26 protein-coding genes are annotated in these 26,167 nt (G+C 39.4%); 17 read left to right on the top strand and 9 right to left on the bottom strand.

Going from position 1 to position 26,167, the window contains the following annotated elements; all coding sequences use genetic code 11:
• Window positions 1–329: 329 nt before the first annotated feature.
• A complete protein-coding gene (locus AC0L3Y_RS11030; RefSeq protein WP_473462578.1) occupies window positions 330–1,526 on the bottom strand; it encodes a DEAD/DEAH box helicase in 1,197 nt (398 codons plus the stop codon).
• Between the two features lie 184 nt (window positions 1,527–1,710).
• Between AC0L3Y_RS11030 and AC0L3Y_RS11035 the strand changes: the two genes are divergently transcribed.
• Window positions 1,711–2,448 (top strand): pseudouridine synthase, encoded by a 738-nt coding sequence (locus tag AC0L3Y_RS11035; RefSeq protein ID WP_473462581.1) that lies wholly within the window; start codon window positions 1,711–1,713, stop codon window positions 2,446–2,448.
• Window positions 2,449–2,539: 91 nt separating this feature from the next.
• Here the strand turns inward: AC0L3Y_RS11035 and AC0L3Y_RS11040 are convergent, their stop codons facing one another.
• Complete coding sequence (locus tag AC0L3Y_RS11040) at window positions 2,540–3,307, bottom strand: SDR family NAD(P)-dependent oxidoreductase (protein ID WP_473462585.1); 768 nt, start codon at window positions 3,305–3,307, stop codon at window positions 2,540–2,542.
• 108 nt (window positions 3,308–3,415) lie between these two features.
• Between AC0L3Y_RS11040 and AC0L3Y_RS11045 the strand changes: the two genes are divergently transcribed.
• Complete coding sequence (locus AC0L3Y_RS11045) at window positions 3,416–3,757, top strand: winged helix-turn-helix transcriptional regulator (RefSeq protein ID WP_473462590.1); 342 nt, start codon at window positions 3,416–3,418, stop codon at window positions 3,755–3,757.
• A gap of 93 nt (window positions 3,758–3,850) precedes the next feature.
• Here the strand turns inward: AC0L3Y_RS11045 and AC0L3Y_RS11050 are convergent, their stop codons facing one another.
• Window positions 3,851–4,222: a glutathione S-transferase N-terminal domain-containing protein gene (locus AC0L3Y_RS11050; RefSeq protein ID WP_473462595.1), complete on the bottom strand. Its 372-nt coding sequence runs from the start codon at window positions 4,220–4,222 to the stop codon at window positions 3,851–3,853.
• 265 nt (window positions 4,223–4,487) lie between these two features.
• Between AC0L3Y_RS11050 and AC0L3Y_RS11055 the strand changes: the two genes are divergently transcribed.
• The 13 genes from AC0L3Y_RS11055 to AC0L3Y_RS11115 all read left to right on the top strand — a co-directional run bounded on the left by AC0L3Y_RS11055 (window position 4,488) and on the right by AC0L3Y_RS11115 (window position 16,226).
• Complete coding sequence (locus AC0L3Y_RS11055; RefSeq protein ID WP_473462601.1) at window positions 4,488–5,147, top strand: NADPH-dependent FMN reductase; 660 nt, start codon at window positions 4,488–4,490, stop codon at window positions 5,145–5,147.
• Between the two features lie 109 nt (window positions 5,148–5,256).
• Window positions 5,257–5,826, top strand: a complete 570-nt coding sequence (locus AC0L3Y_RS11060; RefSeq protein ID WP_473462606.1) for a DJ-1/PfpI family protein — start codon at window positions 5,257–5,259, stop codon at window positions 5,824–5,826.
• A gap of 178 nt (window positions 5,827–6,004) precedes the next feature.
• A complete protein-coding gene (locus AC0L3Y_RS11065) occupies window positions 6,005–6,364 on the top strand; it encodes a ribbon-helix-helix domain-containing protein (RefSeq protein ID WP_191593452.1) in 360 nt (119 codons plus the stop codon).
• A 238-nt stretch (window positions 6,365–6,602) separates the two neighbouring features.
• Window positions 6,603–7,691: a 23S rRNA pseudouridine(2604) synthase RluF gene (gene rluF, locus AC0L3Y_RS11070; protein ID WP_473462615.1), complete on the top strand. Its 1,089-nt coding sequence runs from the start codon at window positions 6,603–6,605 to the stop codon at window positions 7,689–7,691.
• Window positions 7,692–8,014: 323 nt separating this feature from the next.
• Window positions 8,015–9,157 (top strand): N(5)-(carboxyethyl)ornithine synthase, encoded by a 1,143-nt coding sequence (locus AC0L3Y_RS11075; protein ID WP_473462619.1) that lies wholly within the window; start codon window positions 8,015–8,017, stop codon window positions 9,155–9,157.
• Window positions 9,158–9,702: 545 nt separating this feature from the next.
• A complete protein-coding gene (locus tag AC0L3Y_RS11080) occupies window positions 9,703–9,834 on the top strand; it encodes a hypothetical protein (RefSeq protein ID WP_473462624.1) in 132 nt (43 codons plus the stop codon).
• A gap of 71 nt (window positions 9,835–9,905) precedes the next feature.
• Window positions 9,906–10,910 carry a hypothetical protein gene (locus tag AC0L3Y_RS11085; protein ID WP_473462629.1) on the top strand — a complete coding sequence of 335 codons (1,005 nt, stop codon included), beginning with the start codon at window positions 9,906–9,908 and terminating at the stop codon, window positions 10,908–10,910.
• 2 nt (window positions 10,911–10,912) lie between these two features.
• A complete protein-coding gene (locus AC0L3Y_RS11090; protein WP_473462632.1) occupies window positions 10,913–11,794 on the top strand; it encodes an LEA/WHy family protein in 882 nt (293 codons plus the stop codon).
• A gap of 44 nt (window positions 11,795–11,838) precedes the next feature.
• A complete protein-coding gene (locus AC0L3Y_RS11095) occupies window positions 11,839–12,510 on the top strand; it encodes a paraquat-inducible protein A (RefSeq protein ID WP_473462636.1) in 672 nt (223 codons plus the stop codon).
• Between the two features lie 161 nt (window positions 12,511–12,671).
• A complete protein-coding gene (locus tag AC0L3Y_RS11100; protein ID WP_473462642.1) occupies window positions 12,672–13,118 on the top strand; it encodes a paraquat-inducible protein A in 447 nt (148 codons plus the stop codon).
• Window positions 13,111–14,757, top strand: a complete 1,647-nt coding sequence (gene pqiB / locus AC0L3Y_RS11105; protein ID WP_473462646.1) for an intermembrane transport protein PqiB — start codon at window positions 13,111–13,113, stop codon at window positions 14,755–14,757. The genes AC0L3Y_RS11100 and pqiB overlap by 8 nt, the downstream gene beginning before the upstream one ends.
• A 19-nt stretch (window positions 14,758–14,776) precedes the next feature.
• Window positions 14,777–15,370: a PqiC family protein gene (locus tag AC0L3Y_RS11110; RefSeq protein WP_473462649.1), complete on the top strand. Its 594-nt coding sequence runs from the start codon at window positions 14,777–14,779 to the stop codon at window positions 15,368–15,370.
• Window positions 15,371–15,581: 211 nt separating this feature from the next.
• Window positions 15,582–16,226 carry a hypothetical protein gene (locus AC0L3Y_RS11115; protein WP_473462654.1) on the top strand — a complete coding sequence of 215 codons (645 nt, stop codon included), beginning with the start codon at window positions 15,582–15,584 and terminating at the stop codon, window positions 16,224–16,226.
• A gap of 91 nt (window positions 16,227–16,317) precedes the next feature.
• On the opposite strand, the gene AC0L3Y_RS11120 is transcribed toward AC0L3Y_RS11115, so the two are convergent.
• Window positions 16,318–17,604, bottom strand: coding sequence for a cation:proton antiporter (locus AC0L3Y_RS11120; protein ID WP_473462658.1), 1,287 nt, complete (start codon window positions 17,602–17,604; stop codon window positions 16,318–16,320).
• A gap of 444 nt (window positions 17,605–18,048) precedes the next feature.
• Here AC0L3Y_RS11120 and AC0L3Y_RS11125 point away from each other — a divergent pair, with 444 nt between their 5' ends.
• Window positions 18,049–18,912 (top strand): isocitrate lyase/PEP mutase family protein, encoded by an 864-nt coding sequence (locus AC0L3Y_RS11125; RefSeq protein ID WP_473462663.1) that lies wholly within the window; start codon window positions 18,049–18,051, stop codon window positions 18,910–18,912.
• Window positions 18,913–18,994: 82 nt separating this feature from the next.
• Here AC0L3Y_RS11125 and dapA read toward each other — a convergent pair whose 3' ends face one another.
• Window positions 18,995–19,867, bottom strand: a complete 873-nt coding sequence (gene dapA / locus AC0L3Y_RS11130; RefSeq protein WP_473462668.1) for a 4-hydroxy-tetrahydrodipicolinate synthase — start codon at window positions 19,865–19,867, stop codon at window positions 18,995–18,997.
• A gap of 407 nt (window positions 19,868–20,274) precedes the next feature.
• On the opposite strand from dapA, the gene AC0L3Y_RS11135 reads away from it, so the two are divergent.
• A complete protein-coding gene (locus AC0L3Y_RS11135; RefSeq protein WP_473462672.1) occupies window positions 20,275–20,886 on the top strand; it encodes a LysE family translocator in 612 nt (203 codons plus the stop codon).
• A gap of 127 nt (window positions 20,887–21,013) precedes the next feature.
• Here AC0L3Y_RS11135 and AC0L3Y_RS11140 read toward each other — a convergent pair whose 3' ends face one another.
• The 4 genes from AC0L3Y_RS11140 to holA all read right to left on the bottom strand — a co-directional run bounded on the left by AC0L3Y_RS11140 (window position 21,014) and on the right by holA (window position 26,114).
• Window positions 21,014–23,629, bottom strand: coding sequence for a cyclic nucleotide-binding domain-containing protein (locus tag AC0L3Y_RS11140; protein WP_473462675.1), 2,616 nt, complete (start codon window positions 23,627–23,629; stop codon window positions 21,014–21,016).
• A 27-nt stretch (window positions 23,630–23,656) separates the two neighbouring features.
• Window positions 23,657–24,265, bottom strand: coding sequence for a flavin reductase family protein (locus AC0L3Y_RS11145; RefSeq protein WP_473462679.1), 609 nt, complete (start codon window positions 24,263–24,265; stop codon window positions 23,657–23,659).
• A gap of 116 nt (window positions 24,266–24,381) precedes the next feature.
• Entirely contained in the window at window positions 24,382–25,038 is a 657-nt protein-coding gene (locus AC0L3Y_RS11150) for a putative 2OG-Fe(II) oxygenase (RefSeq protein ID WP_473462685.1), read from the bottom strand.
• Window positions 25,039–25,082: 44 nt separating this feature from the next.
• Complete coding sequence (gene holA / locus AC0L3Y_RS11155; RefSeq protein WP_473462691.1) at window positions 25,083–26,114, bottom strand: DNA polymerase III subunit delta; 1,032 nt, start codon at window positions 26,112–26,114, stop codon at window positions 25,083–25,085.
• Window positions 26,115–26,167 lie beyond the last annotated feature (53 nt).

The raw sequence follows: 26,167 nt of genomic DNA on the forward strand, positions 1-26,167 counted from the left end.
TTATTTGTTCTTTTTTATAACTTAAATTTGCTTGATAAGCGAGGGGCTTACTGCGGATGGCTTTAGTGTAGAGATGCTTTTTTATCCTATATTTTCTCTTCACCCCTTACTATCAAAGGCGTTTAGGAATTTTTACTGTTCAATAAGAAAACAAGAAATTGTTTTGCCATTGTGTGATTTGATTATATGAAATGAGTGAATTGCTATATTTCAGTAAAGATGAGACCTATTTCACTCTGACTTTAATGTAAACAGAATAAAGAAACAGACACCTAACCTTATTGATTATAGCCTAATAAGACTAGGTGTCTGAGTGCTCGATCTAGCGTTTAACGGTTTGCTTTACGGACATAATTTAAGATAGACACAGGTACGACTTTTCGTACCGGAAAACCGTCGATTTCTTTGCGTTTGATGATGTGTTTCAAACGACTTTCAATGGCACATAGGTTTTTGAAATCACCCATGGCAACAAAAGAAATGGCTTCGCCTGTAGCGCCAGCACGGCCGGTTCGACCAATACGGTGAATGTATTCTTCTGGTTTGAAAGGTAAGTCATAATTGACAACACGACTCAAGTCACCGATGTCGATACCACGGGCAGCGACGCCTGTCGCAACCAGATATTTTAGTTTGCCTGATTTGAAGTCGCCTAGAATTTTTTCACGCATGGCTTGGCTTCTATCGCCATGAATCGAATCGGCTTCAATGCCGCGTTTTGCTAATTGGTCGACAAGTTTGGCTGCACCATGTTTTTTCTCGATAAAGATCAGTGCTTGATCCCATTTTTGTTCTTTAATCAAATGGCTCAGTAAGGCGGATTTTGTGTCTTTATCAACCGTGATTAACCATTGGTTGATGTTCGGAGCGGCTTTGGTTTTTGGTGAGATAGAAATCTCAACCGCTTGATCACTTGCTTTGTCGTCAGAGAAACCATAGGAGAGGGCACGAACGTCATCTGTCATGGTTGCTGAGAAGAGTAGATTTTGACGAGCTTCTGGTAAACGATCGATAATCTTATTGATATCACCAACAAAGCCCATGTCTACCATTCTGTCTGCTTCATCTAGAACTAAGACTTCAAGCTTATCGAAATGCAGAGCGCGCTGGTGAATTAAGTCCAGTAATCGCCCTGGTGTTGCGACTAGAATATCAACGCCTTCGATCAAACGTTGTTTTTGGGCTTCAGTATCAACACCACCATAAATCGCCATAGAGGTGAGGTTCATGTGTTTGCTGTATAGAGCAACATTTGCCTCAACCTGGACTGACAGCTCTCGTGTGGGTGTTAGAATCAGTGCGCGGACACGTTTGCCACGTAAGGTTTGTACTTTACTGAATTTTTCTAAGATCGGCAGTACGAAAGCGGCTGTTTTGCCTGTTCCAGTCTGTGCCGTGGCAATAAGATCTTTGCCTGACATAATGACAGGAATGGCTTGTTTTTGAATTGGGGTTGGCGTGGTGTACCCCAATTCTTTGATAGCTTGTGCAATCGGGCTACATAACCCAAATTTTGAAAATGACATAAAAGAGGCTCGGACAGGTTGTCGTCAGGATGGCTTTATAAAGAGAATCTTAAAATTCTTAATGTAAGTAACGTACAGTGATTAATAAGACGAATGTGGCGCAGTATAGCGCAAAAGCCATCGGTCGTTGTTTTAACTTTGTAAATATTAATGAGCCGTTGATAATTATTGTCGAGAAAGGATAATGTCCAGCATTCTCATCGTTTTAATGTTGCTAAGCATGCGTCTTGATAAATTCCTCTGTAAAAGTACTGAACTCACAAAAGAAGAAGCGATTCAGTGTATTCATGCTGGAGAAGTGCTTGTTAATGGCGAGGTTGCTCAGAATGAAGTGATGCAAGTTCATGAAAATAATGTGATTTCACTCAATGGCGCAACGCTTAAAACGCGTGATTTTCGTTATATCCTCTTAAATAAACCTGCCGAGACAGTGTGCTCAAATATCGACGAAGTTTATCCATCGCTTTTTCATTATTTAGAAGTTGAGAAGGTTTCCGAATTGCACATAGCAGGACGTCTGGATGCAGATACAACCGGTTTGGTGTTGATCACGGATGATGGGCGCTGGTCGTTTAATATCACCTCACCCAAAAAAGCATGTCGTAAGGTGTATCGAGTTGGGTTATCTAGAGCGATGACAGCAGATAAGGCGAATGAAATAGCCGAAAAATTTGCAAAAGGTCTGCAATTACAAGGTGAGGAGACATTAACCTTACCGGCAAAATTGGAGATTATCAGTCCAAAAGAAGTCTTGTTAACCATTACAGAAGGTCGGTTTCATCAAGTGAAGCGCATGTTTTCAGCGGTTGGAAATCGTGTTGTGTCGCTTCATCGAGAGCAAATCGGAGCAGTTTGTCTTGATGTTGATGTGGGACAGTGGCGTTATTTAACGAAAGATGAAGTCTTGTCTTTTAGCGAATAAAGCGTTGGGATAGACAAAAAAATAGATAACCAACTAAGGATGCTGATTATCTATTTTTGACATGTTTATGCCTTTGCTCGTATTAGTCTATTTAGTTGCGACCTGCGATTACACCACCGTCAACATCCCATACTGCGCCAGTTACCCAGCTTGTATCATCGCTTAGTAGCAGGCTTGCCACTTTTGCTACGTCTTCTGGCTGACCAATTCTTCCAATTGGGTGGAAGCCATTAAAGGTCGCCAATGTTTCATCCATCACAGTTGGATCAATGAAGGATTCGAAAATCGTTGATTTAACCAAGGCTGGAGAAATCGCATTTACACGAATGTTACTGTCTGCTAATTCCATCGCCATGTGTTGTGTCAACGAATGCAGCCCAGCTTTTGCCATCGAGTAAGCAGAAGAAGGTGTTGCTTTGATTGCTTGTTTTGCCCACATAGAACCAATGTTCACGATAGCGCCGCCATCATTCACAATCATATTTTTAGCCACGGCTTGCGAGATGAAAAAGATGGCACGATTTAGTTCATGATAAATATCAAAATCATTATTATCATGATCAACGAATGGCTTAGGCTTAAAGTAACCCGCAGAGTTAAGCAAATATTTGATGTGCAGGTCATTGTTGTTAGCAAATTCAATAATGCTTTGAACATCATCTTGATTGTATAGATCTGCTTGTATTGTGCTAACGTCGCCGAATTCGGAAAGCGCTTTGCTGGCTTTGTTTAGTTTGTCTAGGTTGCGTCCGACAATAACTGTCTTAATATCGCGTTGCAATAATAGTTTCGCGCTTTCGAAGCCCATTCCACTCGATCCACCGACGATAAGTGCGATGGGTTGTTTTGTATTTTTCATTTGGTAATCCTTGTCTTCATATGTAAAGTGAAGCAAAGGTTACAAGTAGGAAGCGCTTCAAAATAGTAAGCACAATTTGGTAAGGTAGGTACTAAAAAGTATATCTTTATGATTAATAAGAAAAAAATAGTTCAAATTAATTCTGTACCGGAACGCAGTACTCGTATAGTCGAAGCTGTTTTCCGCTGTAAATGGTCGCTTACTGTGTATCAGCTTTTGGCTGAAGGAGTTAATCGTCCGGGAGAAATGGTACGAAGTGTGGATGGTTTAACGACTAAAGTTCTTAATGATTGTCTGCGTAAAAATGTAGATTTTGGCATTATTGAGCGAATTGAATACAACGAAGTACCACCTAAAGTCGAGTATGTTGCGACCCCTTTCGGTAAAAAATTCATTACGATTATCGAAGAGTTAAAAGAGCTAGAAGATGAAATGGGGGCTTTATCTTAAGTATGAAATAAATACTAGGATAGCTTTATTCACTCCCGATCTGGCTCACAAAAAAAGCGGCTTCTGTTTCCTGAAGCCGTTTTTTGCTATCTATTAGGAAAAGCGTGTTTCAAGGTAACGAATGATATCTGAAGATTCATACATCCATTCAACTTTTCCCTCTTTTTCAATTCGCAAGCATGGGACTTTTACTCGACCGCCGCCTTCTAATAATTCGTCGCGATGAATAGAACCTTCTGAGGCGCTACGTTTTTCGATAGGAAGGTTCAATTTGTAGATGGCTCTGCGAGTTTTGATGCAAAAAGGGCAGGCAAAAAATTGATAAAGCGTTAAGTCTTTTACTTCCTCGTTAACCTGTTTCTGCTGTTCTGGCGTGCGTTTTAATTTTGATCCGCGTGTCACTAAATCAATAAGTACAATGATGCAGCCCACTAGGTTACGGATAAGATTAATTAGTAATTTCATTGAAGCGACCCACTTGAGAGTTTTGTGTTAAAAAGATGAACATCGAGTGGTGTCTATACTAACGGTAAAGTGAGCATGGTTTAAGTATAAACAGTGAATGATTTCAAATGATAAGTGGCTGGAATTTTTCTGATCTTTTTTTGAACTATAATTCAATCTCAATCTACACTCATGGAGCGTTGATTTAGATCATTTTTCTTTGTAGGGGGGAGGCGTATCTTTGTGTGATACTTTTTACATTCCTACTATTGGATGAGGTTTGTCTATGAAGTTTTTACTCTTTCTCGGTACCGTAAGAAACAGTACGCCACCAAAACCTGCTCGTTTGGGCGAGCGTGTAGCAAAAGCTTGTTTGGAGAGTTTTCTTTCTCAACACTCAGGACATGAAATCGAGTTAGTTGATGCGCTAGATTACCCATTAGAGCCTGTTTTTAAGCCTCACTTTTCCTACTCTCAGGCCAAAGTACCGCCAAAGCTGGATGAACTCGCCCAAAAGATAGCGCTTGCCGATGGCTATATTATGGTAAGTCCTGAGTACAATCATTCGATGAGTCCTGCATTGTCGAATTTACTGAATCACTTTGGTAGTTCGTTATTTTCTTATAAACCGAGTGCGATCATGACTTACTCCGCAGGACAGTGGGGAGGTATGCGAGCGGCTATTGGTATGCGAACTTTTTTGTCTGAATTAGGCTGTTTACCTGTATCGTCTATGATCCATGTTCCCAAAGCTCAAAATGTTTTTGGTGAAGATGGTAATTTGCAAGAAGGCCAAAAACAGGACGAGTGGTTTGGTTACTTTGGCCGTACTTTTAATCAATTAGTATGGTGGGCTCAAGCAGCAAATAACCATCGTGAGGTGCTTGATCCTCAAGAAATGATTACAACTTTTAATCGCGATCCCTCACAACGAAATGCACCTTAAGGGAAAGGTATTAGATCGCCTTATTTTAATGTAATAACCCATTAATACCTTTTTGCTTTTCCAAGCTGTTAAAACATCAAGGCGTTTAAACACATGATGGAGAAATACGATGAAAAATAAAAAAATCTTAATGATCACAGGCGACTTCACGGAAGATTATGAAACTATGGTTCCTTTTCAGGCTTTACTGAGCGTTGGCCATACCGTTGATGCAGTTTGTCCGGGGAAATCCGCGGGTGATACTGTAGCGACGGCCATTCATGATTTTGAAGGCGATCAAACTTATACTGAAAAAGTCGGCCATCGCTTTGCTTTGACGGCAACATTTGCTGATATTAAAGTGGAAGATTATGACGCTTTAGTGATCCCTGGTGGTCGAGCACCAGAATACCTTCGTCTGAATAAAGAAGTTATTACTATGGTTAAGCACTTTTTTACAACGAATAAGCCTGTCGCAGCTGTTTGCCATGGCGCACAATTATTAGCAGCGGCTGGCGTATTAGAAAACCGAAAATGTTCTGCTTATCCTGCGTGCCAACCTGAAGTTGAACTTGCTAAAGGACAGTTTGTAGAATTGCCTGTGGATCAGGCCGTAACCGACGGTAATCTAGTTACAGCGCCAGCATGGCCAGCACATCCTGCATGGTTAGCGCAGTTTTATGCGTTACTAGAAAAGTAATCTACTTAGTTAAAAGTTAGAATTAAGAGTTCAGAAAGCAAGACAGGTTTAATTATTGTTCTGAGACAATGGAGCGTTAAACCTGTCTAACTTAGCTGTTTGTTTTAGGCTAAACTGTTTAGCTTGTACCACTTCATATTCCAATTTAGTTTCAAATAATAAAAACAGGAAAAATAAGATGTGTAAGCTTTTTGTGAATTCAGATCCGAGCCTATGGGAAAATGTCACTCGTTCTTTGCGAATTGACGGTATGGTTACCAGTATTCGACTAGAGAGTTTCTTTTGGTTTACGCTAGAAGAGATTGCTCAACGGGATAAAATATCCTTGTCACAGATGATTGCCAAGCTGAACCATGAAGCGTTAGATGCGGGTCATAATCTCGATAACTTCACGTCTTTTTTACGAGTTTGTGCTATGCGATATTTACATTTGCAAACCATAGGTATGCTACCTCACTCCCATGAAATTAGCATAGCTTCACTAAACACTGACCGTATTCTCGAGCAAGAAAAATATTATTTAGAAACGCATCAATAGTCGTCTTAGATTTTTCTAACTGTTCATTTCTGGACTGATAGTCTTCTATTGTTTGGCATTTTAATTTTATCCACTTAAATTGCTTTAATGATTTTCTAGTCCTAATTTCCTACGCATGGTTTCCTGTGTACTGTTTCCTATATAATGTGCGACATCTCGTTTTTACGAACCATTTAGTTTGAGTTATTTCTGTTATAAAGACTCGAAACTTTTAATAATTAAGATCAGACGGCACCTTATGTTTAACGCTTCATCTACTCGTTTAAATAAATATATCAGTGAAAGTGGTATCTGCTCTCGAAGAGATGCCGATCGTTTTATCGAACAGGGTAATGTGTTCATTAATGGCAAACGGGCTAAGGTTGGAGATCAAGTTTCGGCTGGTGACACAGTGCGAGTGAATGGGCAACTAATTGAGCCGCAAGATGCCGATGATTTTGTTTTCATTGTATTGAATAAACCTGTTGGTATTGTAAGTACTACGGAAAGTTCAGAAAAAAATAACATTGTTGATTTTGTTGGTCATGGTGTACGAATTTTTCCTATTGGCCGTTTGGATAAAGATTCTCAAGGTTTGATATTTTTAACCAATAACGGCGACCTTGTGAATAAGGTGTTACGTGCAGGTAACAATCATGAGAAAGAGTATCTGGTTACGGTAAACAAACCTATCACAGATGACTTCATTAAAGGCTTGGCGGGTGGCGTGCCTATTTTAGGGACAATGACGAAAAAGTGTCCAGTTACCAAAGTGACTGCAAACGTATTTAATATTACCTTGGTGCAAGGATTAAACCGTCAAATTCGTCGTATGTGTGAGCACTTTGGCTACGAAGTCATGAAATTAGAACGTACGCGTATTATGAATGTTAACCTTAAAGGTGTACCTGTAGGTGAGTGGCGCGATCTAACAGAAAAGGAATTGGCGGTTTTATTAAAAGCCGTTGAGGATTCATCTTCAGAAAGTACAGCTCCAGCGAAAAAATCTCGTAACGGGCCACGCAAAAGTAACCGATCTAATGCATCACAAAAAACAGGGAATGCAGCAGGTGGCTTTAAAGCTTCAGGAGACTCTAAAAGGCCTAAAGTATCGAAAGGAAATACGAAACATCCGAAAAATGATGATCGTAAACCGTCTGGTTCTTCAAAAGGGAAGAAGGATAAACGGCCTTTTGGTGATGCAAATAAGTTATCCGGAAACAGTAAGTTCCCTAATAGTAAGCCAAGTAGCGGCGGTAAGCCTTCAGGTAAAGGTAGTGGTAAGCCAGTAAGTAATAGTAAACGACCTCCCAAAGGGAAAAGTCCAAAAAGGCCATCTCGACCTTAATATTTTGTAAAAAAAGCATGCTTTACAAATTGGTAGAGTATGTCGTTCCTTCTTATTTTTTTCCAAAGATTAACAAATTAAGAAAGATCAGACGCTTTGAGTTATTGAGCGTATGATCTAGCGACAGGTTATTATGGATCGACGGTTTCGCTGTTGGTCATCCTGGGGTAAGTCTAGTGTTCTCCTCTCACCTTTTCTAATCGTTATCTTTCGAAACGTTTGAAACATAGCGTTTACCTCCCAAGCTGGTTCGTTCATAAAACGGATACTTTGTTGACTCGACCATGCTTTCTGAACTTTTCACTATATTAAGGAACGGCAATATGAACTCTCTAATGGTAGGCGTAATCGGTACTTCCAAAAAAGAAGATGAGAGACGGTTTCCAATCCACCCTTCACATTTGTCTCGTATACCTAAAGCGTTGCGTCATCAGCTAATCTTTGAAGAAGGCTATGGCATTCCTTTTGGCGTTAGTGACGCAGAAATCGCTGCACTAACTGGCGGTATAGCAACACGACATGAAATATTGGCTGATATTGGTATGGTGATAATTAACAAACCTGTATTGGCTGATTTACAAGAGCTCCGCGAAGGTGGCACCTTATGGGGATATGTTCATTGTGTGCAACAGAAAGAAATTACCCAAGCTGCATTAGACCGTAAACAAACATTAATCGCTTTCGAAGATATGTTTGTGTGGTCTCCCAATGGTCAAGTTGGTCGACATACCTTCTATAAAAATAATGAGATGGCAGGTTATTGCGCCGTTATTCATGCGTTGCAGTTGAAAGGTATCGATGGGCATTATGGTAACCAACGTAAAACGATTATCTTTGGTTTTGGTGCTGTAAGCCGAGGTGCCATTTATGCATTGAAAGCCCATGGTTTTAGAGACATCACTATCTGTATTCAGCGTCCAGATCATGAAGTGCGCGAAGAAGTCTTAGATTGTAATTATGTTCGGGTTCAAGAAGGTACAGACAATGAAGCTCGTATGATGGTGATTGAGCACGACGGTACTGCTCGTCCATTGACGGACTTAATTAGTGAAGCAGACATTATTGTAAATGGTACTTTTCAAGATACCGCGCATCCTATCAATTTTGTTACAGAGGCAGAAAAGGGGGCATTGAAGCCGAATGGTTTAATCATTGATGTCAGCTGTGATGAAGGAATGGGGTTCTTTTTTGCCAAACCTACGACGTTCAAACATCCCATGTTTAAATATGAAACAACGGATTATTACGCAGTTGATCATACGCCAAGCTACTTTTGGGAAAGTGCCACACGTTCTATTTCAGCTGCTCTTATTGTGTATCTGCCAAATGTATTGGCGGGACGTAATGATTGGCAGAAAAATGAGACAATTCGCCGAGCGATTAATATTGATGCTGGAAAGATTAAAAATGCTTCAATTCTATCTTTTCAGAACCGTGAATTGAATCACCCTTATGCTTATATCTAGAAGTCTGTTGAGTTAAGAAAACAACGGCCACCATGAGTTAATGGTGGCCAATTGAGGCTTAATTACCTAAAACGTTAGTAGTCGATTTTTTGGTTGCCTTTGCCGCTTTCTTTTCTTTTGCTGTTAGGAGCGGTTTCTTTTTAGAATCTTTTTTACTGTTTTGACCCTTGCTCATGATATTCACCATTTGTTATCACTACATTAACCCAAGCTGTTTGTTATCAGCGAAAGCCTTGTATTGCGTGTGTTTTTTAACGATGTCATCTTGGTGCGCAACCTGCTGAGTATGTTCTTATTACAACATAAGTGGAAGAGATACTTTGTGTTGCGTTGATGTTTGCTTTTTTCTCTGAATAGTCTGTTTTATATTGTTAAACTAGATCACATTCGAAAGAAGTGTGTTCAAGTTTAGATTACTTAAAGTGTAAGTTTCATGTGGAGATTGACTGGCACTAAGGATATTCAAAGATAGTTAAATAGAACTGTTTGTTTCGCTGTTCTTAGGCTTTTATTATTATTTCTTTAGCGTCCATAAGAGGTTTATTATGAAGATGATCAAGTTTTTGGCTCGACCAGTATTCTTAGTCGTTTTGGCTTTTAGTGTGACTGCATGTGTATTTTTACCAGGTGGTCCACATGCTCATGGTGGCGGTGGTGCAGCGGCAGGGCACAAGTAATTTAAAAAGGAATACTTCGGTATTCCTTTTTTATTGAATAAAAATATCACGTTTAGGGATTAAGGGTTGTTATGTACACAGATGAAGACTTAAATCTGGCGATTGAAAAAAAGATTTTTTCTGCTGGTTCAGTAGAGGCATTTCGCAGCATGATGTCTTCAACACATGGTTCGCCTGCTGTTGATGAAGAGAATTTTCGTTTAGTAGGAGGTTTTAACGATATTTTCATTGTTATTGCTTGTGCCTTGTTACTGTTTTCTTCTCTTTGGGTGATGAGCTCAATCAGTGAGGTGATGGGTTATCTTGTTTTTGCCGGTTTATCTTGGGGACTAGCGGAAATTTTTGTTTTAAAACGCAAAATGGCGTTACCTGCGATTATCCTGTTGCTGGCTTTTGTGGGAGGCGTGTTTGCTTTTTCCCAAGCACTGTTTAGTAGTTTACTGGAATTTTCTCCAATTATTTCAACGGCATTATCGACACTGGCTGCGTATTTCCATTGGCGACGATTTCAAGTTCCGATCACGATTGCCGTTGGAACTGGCGCTGCTTTAGCTCTTTTAGCGTCGATTGTAATGAGTATTGTCCCAGAAAGTACTGGTATGTTGATGGCTACCTTATTCTTTTGTGGTTGCATTGCTTTTACGGGTGCAATGTATTGGGATTCTGCAGACACTAGCCGAACAACGAGAAAATCTGATGTGGCTTTTTGGTTACATCTTTTATCTGCGCCTTTGATTATCCATCCGATTTTTTGGAATCTTGGCGTGTTAGATGGCAATGAAAGTTTTAGCAATATGGCACTGGTGGTTCTTTTGTATTTGTTTATGGCTGTGTTGTCTATTTTGATTGACCGTCGTGCTTTTATGGTGTCTTCGTTGATGTACGTAATTTATGCATTGTCTAGTTTAATCGATAATTACGGTGGCATAGGTTATAGCTTCCCATTAACTGGTATGGTGATGGGGGCATCTTTATTGTTGCTGTCAATTTACTGGCAACGAGTTAGGGCTTTGTTTGTAACTCAGTTGCCTGAACGTATTCAGGGTTATGTTCCCGCTATAAAAAAGAAAGGATAAATATGTTTTTTCAAATGAAAAAAAGTGCTCTCTGTACTGGATTGCCACTTCATGTTTTTTCAGTCTTGTTGGTTTTGTTTTTATCTGGTTGTTCTGTATTGCAGGAGACATTAGAAGTCCGTAAACCTAAGGCTTCTATAAGTCATGTTGCTATCGATAAATTATCGACTCAATCGGTTACCTTGTTGGTCGATTTAAAGGTCACAAACCCTAATGAGTTTACGCTTAAAACAGCAGGTTTTGATCTGGATTTATTGATTAATGATCAGCGCATTGCTTCAGTGGAACAACCAAATGCTAGTTTGTCGCTACCTGCGAAAGGAAGCAATAGTATCCAATTACCTGTCACCTTGACCTTTGATCAAATCATGAAAAGTGTTAGTGATTTAGACGACAAAATGGAAGTCAGTTATGGTGTGGAAGGTAAGGTTGCGATTAATTTACCTGTGCTAGGTAATTTCAATATGCCGGTCAGTTTCTCTGGTGTTTTACCTATTCCGAAGCAACCAGAAATTACATTTAAAAACTTTAATGTAGATGCGATTAATTTAAGCGGTGCTAAGCTAAGTGTAGATTTAGAAATCAAGAATCCAAATGTTTTTGATATTGATTTGAATAACGTGAGTTATCAGTTGAAAGCACAAGGTAAGTCATTGGGAGAAGGTGAGATCAGAGCGATTAAACTGCCTCAGGGTAAGACGCAAAGTGTCTCCATACCTTTATCTATAGGTATGAGTGACATGGGGATGAGTTTGTATCGTATTTTATCAAGTTCAGACCCTGTTGCTGTTGATGTAAGTGTGGGAGCAGAAGTAGATACTGGTATCAAAGGCTGGAAGTCCACACCCTTGAGTCTCGAAACTCAGCAGATGATCACTAGATAAAGAGAGTTATTCGTGCTGTTTTCTTATCGTGTTTTGGTTTTAGTATGAGTCATTCACTGTTTCACGAAAATGTGACGACATGTGAAGAATGCGATCATGTAAATAGCATTCCACCGTTAAAAGGTGGCGATCGTTTTCGATGCCAGCATTGCGGGCATATTCTGATCAGTGTTCATAAGCACGCGTCGGCGAGGATTTTAGGCGTTGGTCTATCTTCTTTGCTGATGCTCGCATTGGCGATGAGCTTTTCCTTTCTTGGCTTTTCAAGTAACGGTATTGATCGCACTGTTACCTTGTTTCAAACATTAAGCGTTTTACTTGGCCTTGGGCATTTAGTTCTTGGGGCCATTATTAGTTTGGCTTTGTTTGTTTTTCCTATCGTGTATTTGTCTTCTGCATTATTCCTTGTGTGGTCCTTCCAAAATAAATACGTATTAACATTCGCACAACGCTACTGTGTTCGTTGGATTGTTGTTTTACAGCCTTGGTTAATGGTTGATGTTTTTTTAGTGGGAATTCTCGTTGCTCTAGTGAAAGTAAATAGCTTTGCTGATATTTCGTTAGAATTGTCGTTTTGGGCCTTTTGTGGATATGTCTTATTACTTTTAAAAACAGTGACTCTGATTGATAAGCGTTGGCTGTGGAATAAAGTGGCGGGGCAAGCTCGAATTACTGAGCATGAGGTAGAGAAAAAAATGCGAAAGAACAAAACTTAATTGGCTGTCATTTCTGTGGAGCAACTTTAACGGGTGACGCTCATCATTGTGATCGTTGCGGGCATTCGGTTTATAGTCGTCGACCAAATAGTTTAATCACTACCAGTGCTTTATTAATTGCTTCTTTAGTGATGTATATTCCAGCGAATGTTTTCCCTATTATGCATACGACGTTTTTAGGCAGTACAGAGCCTTCAACTATTATGGGGGGCGTTTTACTTCTTTGGTCTCTGGAGTCGTATCCTGTAGCTCTCATTATTTTGTTCGCAAGTGTGGTTATACCACTTGCAAAAATGTTGGCATTAGCTTGGTTGTGCTGGCAATGCTGCTACCCCAGTCAGCGCTTAACGAAGCAAAAAATAAAACTATATCGGATGACAGAATTTGTTGGTCGCTGGTCAATGATTGATGTTTTTGTTGTGGCGATTTTAACCAGTTTGGTACAAATGGGAAACTTTATCTCTATTTTACCTGGTACTGCCGTTTTGTCATTTACGGCAGTTATTGTATTGACCATGTTGGCTGCTATGTCGTTTGATCCAAGATTATTGTGGGATAAAGATGACAGCCCTAGGGCTGCTTCTTTAGAAGGAGAAAAGGTTGAGTAATTCGAACAAACAAATTGAGAGTATGCGTAAGGTTCGATTTAATTCTATCTGGCTTGTGCCTCTTATCGCTATGTTAGTGGCTGGTTGGATGCTGTATCAGAATTGGTCGAGCCAAGGTCCTATTATTACCTTGATTGCATCAAATGCTGATGGTCTAGAAGCAGGTAAGACGAAACTAAAATCTCGAAATGTTGATGTTGGACGAGTGATTGGCATTCGGCTGAGTGAAGATTACGAGAATGCTATTATTCAAGTTCGAATGAATCAAGGAACCCAGCAAATGCTACGTAATGATGCGCAGTTTTGGGTGGTTAAACCTCGCGTAGGTAAAGCCGGTGTGAGCGGTTTAGGAACCCTTTTATCTGGTGCTTATATTAATATGACACCGGGTGAAAAAGGGGAGTTAAAAACAGATTTTGCGATTTTAAATCAACCCCCACTTTCTACAGAAAGTGATGGTGTTCGTCTGATTTTATCAAGTAAAGAAGGCTCTAAGCTGGAGGTTGGTGCCTTAGTGCATTTTCGTGGCTATGAAGTAGGGTACATCGAAAAGGTTGGTTTTGATGGGAAGAAAAAAGAGATCACCTATCAGGTAGTTGTTCGTTCTCCCTATAATGCTTTGGTAAACAGTAATACCCAATTCTGGATGACGCCTGGATTGGCCTTTAAAAGTTCTGCAAGTGGTTTTGAAGTACGACTGGATTCTTTGGAAACCTTCTTTTCTGGTGGGATTACATTTGGTTCTCCAGAAGGTCAGTCTACAGGTCAGTCTGTTGATGATATGTCGACGTTTCGGCTTTATCCTTCTAAAGAAAATGCAGACAATAACGTCTATAAAGATTTCATTAACTACGTCTTTTTGTTTGATACCAATGTTAGTGGTTTGATTGCTGGAGCGGCTGTTGAGTTTCGAGGTGTAAGAATAGGAACCGTCTTGGATGTGCCATTTAATGGTATTTCTGCGGAAGCATTATCATCTCTCGATGCTCCTTATATCCCGGTGCGAGCTCGTATTGAACCACAGAGGTTGAATGAGTTAGGTACTTCAGATGCTATTTCTTTAGAACGCTGGCATCAATTGTTAGGAGACCGAATTGATAAAGGTTTACGGGCAACGTTAAAAATAGGCAATTATGTGAATGCTGCTAAAATTATTAATATAGATTTTATGGATAATCCACCGCCATTTACACTAACTAAACTTGAAAGTTATAGGCTGTTCCCAACGGCTGCAGATGGTCTTGATAATATTGAGTCGAAAGTTGGAACGATTTTAGATAATTTGTCTCAGTTGCCTTTAAGTAACACATTTGAACAGCTTGGCCGAACAATGGAAGAAGCCAATGAGACCTTACGACAATTGCAAGCCGTCAGTAAAAGTGTGAAACAGCTATTAGATAAGTCAGAAACCCAGCAATTACCTGGTGATTTATCTGCAACGATCAATGAATTGAATTTGACGCTGGAAACTTATCAGGCAAACGGGCAAATTGGCCGACCGTTGCGGGAAAATATGGTGTCATTAGGGCGAGCATTGAATGAATTGCAGCCTTTGCTTCGTCAATTGAGAGAAAATCCAAATACTTTAATTTTCGATAGCGCACCTAGGTTAGACATACAGCCTAAAGCCGCTAAATAGGATAAAGAGATAAAATTATATGATGAAGCTTCGTTTATTCTTGATCCTTGTTATTAGTGGGGGAATGACAGGGTGTGCGACGAATATTACCCCGACCAATGAATATTTGTTAATGGATGACACTTTACAAACTGTATCTACTCAACCGACGAAAAGAGTATCGATACAGTTGCTGCCTATTGTTGTTGCAAGTTATCTGGCTGGCAATGAAATTGTGTTGGTGACACAGCAGGGTGAAGTTCATCGGTCGCAAAGTAATCTATGGGCTGAGTCTTTATCTTCACAACTTACTCGTTTGACTCAGCAGCGTTTAGAAAGAACTTTCCCTAGTGTTACTTGGTTCGGTGGTCAGCGGTTGCCTACAAATCCTATTGGGTTGCTTAACATCGAAGTAGATGGGTTTTACGCAGACTTAAATGGTGCAGTACATATTTCTGGCCGTTGGCAGGTTATTTCTGAAACAGGTCAATTATCTGCTTCAGACACGTTTTATGTTACTGATAAATTGGAAGCTGATGGTTATTCAACCATGGTGAGGACACTTTCTGATAGTTGGTTTAATCGAGTGATTGACCCTATGACAGAAGATATTGCGGAAGTGTTAAATAGATAAAGAAGATAGGATGGATTTTCAAAATACTTTCACCATTTTTAAAAAGCGTCTTATTTTATAAGGCGCTTTTTTATTTATTGCTCTTCGAATCAAGATCAATAAAAGATTAAATTTATCTGATATTGATGACTGTTTTTCGAACGATTTATTGTGTTTTCATGGTAATTAAAATTTAATGAGATATGGACGAAGTATTTTATAGGATGTGAAGATGCTTAATATCTGGAAAGGACAAGGCTGGATTGTACCAGCTATTTTTATTGCTGCTTTTGTGGACGTGCAATTTGCCGTCGATTATTTTATGGGAGATGGTTTTTACAGGGATAACAGATGGGTAAAAATCATTGCGGTGATGATAGTTGCGGTTTTTGTTTTTGTGATTGGCTGCCTATTGAATCATAAAGGGCGTGTAGCAAGCCGTTCAGAATCGAATGAGAAGGATAAGTCTTTTTCACATACCTTGTTGTTCTTACCTATAGAAATATGGGCACTTGTTGTTCCTTGTATTGTTCTAGGAATTGATTATTTTAATGTAGAGCAAGAAAACAAAACCCTAGAATATCTTCAATCACCTAAGGTAAATGATATTTACTCTGTTGATTTTTCTAAGATATTTAAAAATGAAGATCCAGTTTACAAGTATGGGACCATGGTCGTGGTATCTGTTAATATGAACTTGATTGAAGTACAAAGTAGTACTCATGCTTATGATGGAAAAAGCGGTGTAAGAAAAGACATATACAATGGTAAAGCTAATGAGGCGTTTTATTATACAGATGACGTTACGCCATTCAATGTACGTGAATTATTAAAATTTTATAATGAAGATGCCATCTTTTCAGTGAAGCGAGATTAGCTCTGCTTTTAAACTACTCGATCCTGAATTCAAACTAAAAAATCAGCTTAGTGCTGAGTTTTTAGTTTTGAATTTAAATGCCTTCAATTGATTACTTTTTCTTAGTTGCTGCCGCTTGAATGCTTTTTTGAATCAAAGGGGAGATAGTTAACCCTTGCACTATGATAGAAAAAATAACTACCACATAGGTAATAATAACCATCATGTCATGTAAATCCATGCCGCTAATCTGTATTTGATCCGATGGAATAGCTGCGGCCATTGCTAATGCAAGACCACCTCGTAAACCACCCCATGTTAATATTTTCACTGAGTGTTTATCGTATTTTCGGTAGCGTTTGAAAATAATATAAGGGCTACCAACACTAATGAATCGAGCCAGTAAGACCACTGGAACCATGAGTAACCCTAGCCCGATGATTTCCCATGTTAATGGCATAGTAACAATGAGCATGCCGATGATAAGGAATAATAATGCGTTTAAGAAGCTGTCTGTTGCGTGCCAGAAATCTTTTACATAACGAGTACCATCTGGACCACGTCTTTTAGATGCTGTAGCGCGTGTGATGTTTCCAAGTAATATTCCGCTGGTTACCATTGCCAGAGCACCTGAAATTTCCCAAATATTTGCCAGAGCAAACCCAGCAGAAGGAATAGTTAATGTGACCAACAATCGAGTGTTCACATCTTTACAATTTATGATGGTGAAGTGGCCAACTAAGGCAATTACCAATCCAAAGATAATGCCACCAATGGCGTCAGTAAAAAATAATTCAGCAATGTCTTGGGCGCTGGCTTCTGTACCATAGAAGGCTACTGAAAATATGGTGGTAAAAATAACAAGGCCGACACCATCATTGAAGAGTGACTCTCCTTCTACTTGAATAGAGATACCTTGTGGTGCGCTCATTTGTTTGATAATTGCTAACACAGCAATAGGGTCAGTTGGGCTGATAAGTGCACCGAAAAGTAGGCAATAAATGAAAGGAACAGGGAAGCCTAGAAGGGCAAATAAATAGTAACTCAAATAGCCCACAATAAAGGTCGAAACAAGGGTAGAGAAAAGCACTAATATGGTGATTTCCCAACGTTGTCTTTTAAGTGCAGCAAGGTCGATTTCTAATGCGCCAGCAAATAATAAAAAGCCTAGCATGCCTTTTAATAACAATTGGTTAAAATCAATACCTGAAACAACTTGAGTGATAAACAAAGCCGTTTCGTCTCCAAGCATTTTAACCGCAAGAATCAAGAGCAAAGAAATCACAACCGAACCTGTGGTGATGGCGATTGTAGTTTGCATCTTCAATATATATTGGTTTGTAAAAGCAATAAAAACAGCTAATGCAGATAAGAAACAGATGAGATACCAAGCATTCATTTGTGAGCCTTTATTTTAAACAGTCAAAATCAGGTAAGAAAATAATACGCAGAAAGACAGATGTGCGTTAGCGAGGCATTTTATACCCAGATCGTTTGGCTGTCACTGTTTGTTCTGTCTAAAAAACAAACAGTTAGTCGTATAATAATACTAACTTTTGTTCATAAAAGTACCGAGATAAAACTGATCCGTACAATTTCATAAATCATTTAAATAGAAGCTTAGATAGACAATAAAAAACTGTTTGTTTTGAGCATAAAAGGTCAATTTGAAACCGATTTATCTGCCTGTGTTTAAAAAATAGAAAAAGGAAAAAATAGTCATTTTTAATGAAAATAATTATTCAATTAGAAAATGTGACCATTTAGTCAAAGGTTGATGAAGCATGGCTCGAAGCCTTGTATAATGCTGCTATATTTTATAACAGCATTCGAGGTACATATTATGGCAACACCTTCCCAGCACGATTTACGTAATGATTTTCGTGCTTTACTAGCAAGTGGTAAGTGCTATTACACTGCTTCTACATTTGATCCTATGTCTGCACGTATTGCGTCAGATCTTGGTTTCGAAGTGGGAATTCTGGGTGGTTCCGTTGCTTCTCTTCAGGTATTAGCAGCGCCTGATTTTGCCTTGATTACGCTAAGTGAATTTACTGAGCAAGCCACTCGTATCGGACGTGTTGCACGATTGCCTATTATTGCAGATGCCGACCATGGTTATGGTAATGCCTTAAACGTCATGCGAACCATTGTAGAGCTAGAGCGTGCTGGTGTTGCGGCGTTAACGATAGAAGATACTTTATTGCCTGCCAAGTATGGTCATAAATCAACAGATCTAATCCCCGTTGAAGAAGCTGTTGGAAAACTTAAAGCGTCATTAGAAGCGCGTATTGATCCTGTTATGAGCATCATCGCTCGTACTAATGCAGGTCAATTAACCACGGAAGAAACCATTCAACGAGTTAAGGCTTATCAAGCTGTTGGTGTTGATGGTATTTGTATGGTTGGTATTCGTGATTTCGCACATTTAGAAGAAATTGCTCAACATATCTCGATTCCAATTATGCTGGTTGCCTATGACAACCCTGAGTTACGAGATCGTGAACGTCTTGCCGCTAATGGTGTACGTATCGTTGTTAATGGTCATGCAGCTTACTTTGCGGCTATCAAAGCGACTTACGACTGCTTGCGTGAACAGCGCGGCATTGCTGAAGGTACATTGAATGCTTCTGAATTGTCGACTCGTTACTCAACACTTGAAGAAAACCGAGTGTGGGCAAACAAATATATGGATGTGCAAGAGTAAGTAAGCTTTCAGAAAGCGATAAACACAAAAAATCCTGCATAGAGTTTTTATATGCGGGATTTTTTTGTGTTTAGAGGCTATTTTAGATCAGTTCTAGCTCTTCCATGATACGACGAATTGTTGCTTTTGTACTGTCTTGTAATGGCACCATTGGTAGGCGACATTCATCAGTACAAAGACCAAGTAATGATACTGCGTATTTGGGGCCAGCAGGGTTTGGTTCAATAAACAATGCATTGTGCAGTTCGAAAAGTTTATCTTGCAGCTGAGATGCCTCATTGTATTTACCTTCACGACATAGACGTTGAAGCTCAACAACAAGTTTTGGGGCGACATTTGATGTCACCGAAATACAGCCCTGACCACCGCCAACATTATATGCAACTGTTGTGATGTCATCCCCACTTAAAAAATTAAATGGAGTATTGATAAGTGCACATTCACGAATTGGACGTGTGAGATCACCTGTAGCGTCTTTTACACCTATGATGCGAGGTAATTCAGCAAGACTAACTAAGGTATCAACATTTAATCCTACAACTGCACGAGGTGGGATATTGTAAAGAACGATTGGTAGCTTGCTGTTGTCATGGACATATTTAAAATGTTCATATAAGCCTTTTTGACTTGGACGGTTGTAATAACCTGCTACATGTAAAGTGGCATCCGCACCTGCTTGGTAGGCAAACTCAGAGTAATTGACGGCTTCAACTGGATTGTTTGAACCAGCACCGGCAAGCACAGGAACAGCTTTATTCGTTTCTTGAACTGTGATTTCAATAACACGTTTGTGTTCATGTTCACTTAACGTTGGAGATTCTCCTGTTGTGCCCACAGGAACTAAACCATTGATACCTTGATCAATTTGCCAACGCACAATTTTACGTAGAGCATCTTCGTCTAATTGACCGTTACGAAAAGGAGTGATTAATGCTGTTATTGCGCCATGGAACATACTGTAGCCTCATTTTGGCCGGTATGCATTCTGCTGAAAGGGAAGATAAACCGTCAGCGAGAATGCTGCCGGGGGAGTTGTTTTAATCTTAATTCCACACGTCAGCACCGCAAAGCTTTTTTGCCTTACGTTTATCGCCGTTGTGTTTAGATAAGATGACTTTGAGCATAATTTAATTTGTATTTCTTAATAGTAAGTCTCCTTATGCTGATCCTTTTTTTAATAAAGGTCAATATGTTGGCGTATTTTTGTTTGTGGCGGTTTTTTATAGCCATTTTTAAAATGGGGACTTTTATCTATTATCGATATTAGATTTTATTATCGATAATAGATAAAATGACGCCGTATTCTAGATGTGCTTATTTCAAAATTAAGTACATATTTCAACATAATAAGGTGAGAAAAGTATGGAGTTAGCAACTTGGCTGTCTTTAGCTGCTGTTTGTGTTATGGGGGCCATTTCTCCAGGTCCGAGTTTAGCTGTTATTCTTCGTGTTTCTGTTTCTCAATCTGCGCTTCATGGTGTGCTTGCTTCTTTAGCACATGGCGTTGGTGTTGGTTTTTGGGTGTTTCTCACGCTACAGGGGATGGCTGTACTCATTGAACAACATCAACAAGCATTTTCAATATTGACAGTATTAGGTGGCCTTTATTTAGCATGGCTTGGTATAAAGGCATTACGTTATGCTGGTAAAGGCAAAGTAGACGAAGTGAAAGTGGTTAAATCCTCTTATTGGGAATCAATTCGCGATGGATTAATGATTTCGTTAATGAACCCTAAAATTGCTCTTTTCTTTCTAGCTCTGTTTAGTCAGCTTGTTGATGCTGAAATGACTGTAATGATGAAAATCCAATTTTGGACAACGGTCGTTGCGATCGATAGCGGTTGGTACATTCTGGTTGCTCTGTTACTTGCTAGTGGTCCTGTTTTACCTTGGTTACGCCGCAATATGATTTGGGTTGATCGAGTGATGGGGTGCTTACTGATTCTAATAGGTTTAAAAGTTGTCATTGGTTAAGTGCTTTTAATGCCCATATATCTAAGTTTGTGTGTTTAAAAGTATTATTTAAAGAGATATAAAAATCCCCGATAAGTGCGGGGATTTTTATATCAAGTGAATAGTGATTTTTATTTCACCGTTTCTATTATTTATTAAAAATGAAGTCTTCGATTTTTAATAAATGCTTCGTCCATAATTCATAGGCTTTGTTGTTTAAATGAAGCTTATCACCCTCAAACAAACTCTCTTTAATTTCATCTTGCTGATCTAATAGTGTAGAGAATAAATCAATGTATTTAGTATTCGGACGGGTTTTTGCTAAACGTTCCAGTTGTAAATTAGTTTTCTCTATTGTTTGACGCATTTTTAAACGTGCAGGACTGCATTTGATGCTGAGTAGCGTCACAGGAATACCTGGAAGATAGCGATCTACCTTTTGTAAAAGCTCAATATAAAGCTCAACAACTTTATTGCAATCATAATGATTGCCTATGTCATTATCTCCCGCATAAATCACTAAAGAACGAGGTTTATGGGGCAAAATAATGCGCTCAAAGTAGTAAACACAAGCTTCTAACGTCGCACCACCAAATCCTAAATTGATACCATCTTTATCACGGAAGTGACGATGGAAATCAGTCCATAAGCGCATGGTTGATGAACCATAAAATGCAACAGGTTGTTCTTTGTATTCTTGATGAGATAAATGGAACTCAAGTTCACGGACGTCTGACTCAAACTCCACATCGATTTGATTGAGGCTCATGACATTAGAGCGGTAGCCATTTTTTCCACTAAAAATAGGGTACTGTCGGATTTCTCTAGATAATTCAACGGCTTCATTAACATAGCCTTTGTATTCTTCCTGATAAGTCACTAAGAAGTCGTTTAAGGCCTTCTTATCTTTGTAATCGACTTTGCTCGACAACTTGAAAGCAGGTTTTATAATCACTGTATAAATATTATGGTCTGCGCGTTTATCAAAGTTTGCTACGACAATAGGAACTATCCATGGTTCATCACTGCCCATAGAGCCTGCTACTTCAAACGCGTGGGGTAAGAAGCTGCCAGGAGATTGATGAGTGCCGAAACTCTTACCTTCTGGAGAAATCATTAGGGGAAAATTTTGGCTCAATGTTTCTTGAGACTGCTTAATGAACTGCTCGTATTCTGGTGTCTCTCTGGTGAGGTCTTCCCAACTGTTGATAAATAGGTTGCCAAAACGTTCATAAAAATCATCACGCCAGAACTCACTCTCTTTACTACGGCGCACAACACGCTGCCCGGAAATACCGTATTCATTGTCAATAATCATAGAACCAATGAATTGAGCGTCCATAGAGAAACGAAAACCATTAGGTAAGCGGTTGGTTGGCGAGCCTAATAAATGGTTGTAAATAAACAAAGAGCCGGCTTTTTTAGGGAGGTTCTCTAATCCCTTAATAACATAAGGAACTTGTTGGAAGGCCTGTTTAAAAAGTTCTGTTCCCAGGCGTCTTGCGTCTAGGGCAGATGTTTCTTTAGGTAGGCTGTTAATGCTGTCGTAGACATTTTGTAGATGCCGATAAAAGGCATTCTCACGTTGTAAATCTTTCAATATGTCTAGGCACATACCTGAAATGGTTCTTTCTAGTACGCTACCAAAATGTAGGCATTTATAGAGTACACCAAAAGCTTCATCTGTTGTGATTGCGCTTTTAAGTAATTCACTGACTTTGTATAAAGGGGAACTAACAGGTAAAAGAGCAGCATTCTGTTCAATCACATTACAAACAGCCAAGGTTTCGTCATTCGCAATTTGTGAAAGGTAACGCATTCGAGCTGCCAATAAATGTGTGCCAACCAACCAAATTAGTCGATATAGATATTTTACAGAGAATTTAGGGTTATCTTTGAAGATGTCGAGAAGGTCATCTCGTTTAATAAATAAGACACTGCTGTCCCTTGAAGAAATGATTGACGTACGATTTTTTAATGAGACATTTTCTGTAGTCCAAGATAAGACAGTGCCAGCACGAGAAATAGAGCGAGTGGTAATAATATCGCCCGAATCTGTTTGGTAACTAACGACAACCTTACCTTTGATTAGTAAATACAAGCCGTCTGCTGGTTGGTCTTGTTGAGATAAAATATCGCCTTGATGGGCCAATAGTATAGATGATTTTTTAGCCAGTGCGTGAATTTCAGCCTGTGTAAAGGACTCACAAAATGGGGCGTAATTAAGTAGGCTGATGGCATCTTTTAACGCATGAACTTGTGTTTCAGAATCAATTAGTGGGCGGGTTTCTTCAAACGCTAAAGACTCATTGGAAAAGAAAGGACGAGTTTGGTTTTGAATGTTGGTTAAAACAGGTAAAGATTCCTGATAAACAAACTGTAAAAACTGGTTTGCAAAGGCGAAATGAGTATCCAGAATTTTTTGTAATTCAACAATTGGCCAAACTAGTAGCTTAGATGACTTAGTCGCAGTGAATGTGGTTGCGTAACGAGATGGGTGTCGAAAAGCTGACCAACCAATAGGGGACATAGCATGGTTAATTGAGCCGACGTTATAGGATTTTCCTGACTCTTGAAGAGGAACTGATATCGCTACTTCACCTTCTAAAAGAAAGTAAATATGCTGACCTATTTCGAATTGCTTTGCTAATACATCACCCGCTTTGAGTGTTTTGATACTCGCGAGACTTGTTAGTGAAGATGCTAATTCTGCATCGATGTTAGCCATAAAAGGAAAAGCTTGTACTTGTGATTTAACGTCCATCTTTGATACCTCGAAATTTGTGTCGCTCTAGTTAGGGCGTGTAATCGTGATCGTTTCACCTATCAGCGCATAATCGTTACCACCGAGTCGTGCGAGAGGGTTTAGTTTTTTGCTGTCAATGATAGTGCGATTGTTTTCTTCAGAGACCAACTCATCATCAACGTATAAATCCAGTATTTCTAGGTAGATCGCATTAAAGGATGCGTTACCTAATGTGTGTATGTCGAATAATCGACAGTGAAGAGCGACTCTAGCTTCTGCAATACGAGGGAGTGTTTGAGTGAAATCGATAAGCGATATTCCTGCTCGGGATAATTCAGATTCACCATAGGCCAAATTAGCCGCACTTTCGTTTACTGCGCTTATTAGGTCGCCACTTGGAATATGCAAAACACATTCCTTTTCGCGTATTAAATTTTGTTTGGTATCTTTGGCAAGATCATCTGTTTTATTACCAATGGAAACTACCAATAATGCAGGGTCAGAAGACAGGGCGGAAAAATAAGAAAAAGGGGCAAGATTAAAACTGTCGTTTTTATTTTTCGTCATGATCCACGCGATTGGGCGTGGGGTAATAGTTTGAGTTATCAGGTGGTATCGCTGATTGCCACTTAATTGATCAAACTGGAAACGCATAGACTACCCCATAGTTATGAAACATGACTTGTTAAATTACTACAAATACTCATCCATTGTGAACGTTTGAATGTAAACTTATGAAATTTAATATAAAAATAAAGCCATAAAATCGTTTAATAAGCTTCAATAATACTATTAAACGCAATTACGACGCGGTCCTTTTGTCCAAAGTACGGTAAAGCTGAATGCTTTAAATAAGAAGGAAAAATTACGATTTGACCTTCGGTGGGCGTAAAGTCCCAGACACCTTGTCCACCTAAATAGGCAGTACCCGGATCTGCATAATGTTCTGCATTGGCTCTAGGGTCATAAAATCGATTAAGACCACCATTACTTTTGTTTTTTGCATCACCAGGTTCAAGATAGTAAATACCACACCAGGAACAATTTGGGTGAGAGTGTACGTCGTGGTAACCGCCATTTTGGGTTACGTGATACCAAGACTCGATAATATGTGCGTCAACTTCCATCTCTTCAGGCCAAAATGCTTGATTAACTGATGCTGCAATTTCAAGAATAAGCTCTTCAAAAATTCGTTTCGCTTCCATGATATTTGCATCTGCTAACTCTAAAAAATCTAACGTACTTTCATGTAATGCATGTTTAGCTGTAGGTGCAATTTGGCTTTCGATCTTTGTGGTTTGTATTGCTTTTTGTTGGTACACGGCGGCTAACAGGGCGTCTTTTAAAAAGTCGTGATCTGGCATTTGAGTCACGTAAAGTGGTGTTGACCATACGTTGATTTCTTCGATGATGGGAGTATCGATCATATCCTCTAAGCCTATTTAAAATTATATTGGGAGTTGTTTTTGAATCAAATGGGTAAGTCTAGTTCTGTTACAACGGGTTTGTAGCCGCAGAACATCATGACAAGATTACGAAAGCCGGTGTTAATATCTGGACCTTCTAGTCCTTTGATGCTTTTGTCCATTAGAGCAAGGTAGTTTTGCATATAAGGCAGCGTTACTTTGTTGTGACGTGACATAGCGCTTTCATAAAAGGCAACGCGTTTGTCCCAAATTCTTTCTGCTTGGCAAGCTTGACGTAAGCTGGAGGACTGCATGGCTTGTAGAAGGCTGGACAAGGTTTGTATTTCGCGATTGAATAACCAAAGAATAATATTAGGCTCAACACCTTCACCCAGTAATTGATTCAAGCAATGCATGGCGTCTTTTGCTTTGCCCATTAGAAGGCGGTCACTGAGATCATAAATAGAATAACGGCTGCTGTCTGACACGGCGGCAATTACATTTTCTTCGGTGATTTTAGCGCCGGGGCCATGTGAAAGCGCAAGTTTTTCCAGTTCTTGGGAAAGGGCTAATAAATTACCTTCACCACGTTCAGCGATCATGCTGGCAGCATCGCGAGTTAAAGATAGATCAAGTGTCTGTGCTTTTTGTTGTATCCATGCCGGTAAGCGGTTGGCATCGATAGGCCAAATTTGGACGAAAACACCTTGAGACTCTAACTGTGTGAACCATTTTGCCTTTTGTGTGCGTGCGTCAATCTTAGGAATCGTCAGTAAAATCGTATTGTCTTCGCTAAGAGACTGACCAAGTTGTGCCAAAGCTTTACTGTGCTTTTCACCCATTTTATCAATTTGAATATCAAAAAGGCGGCGATTAGAAAAGAGAGACAAACTTTGATTTTCATTAATGACGTCTTGCCAATCAAACTGAGCATCAGCAACAAAACGCTGACGCTCTTCGATTTGATAGGATTGAGCGGCTTTACGTATACTGTCGGCGGCTTCTTGACACAATAGAACCTCATCCCCTGAAATAATATAAAGGGGAGCGAGGTTTTTCTTGAGCTGCTGTTCTAGCTGATCAACTCTAACTTTCATGTCTGCTTACCTAAAAAAAAGCCTAAAAAATAGCCTGAATGGTGCGCTTAAAT

This window comes from Marinomonas sp. GJ51-14 (genome assembly GCF_055808695.1).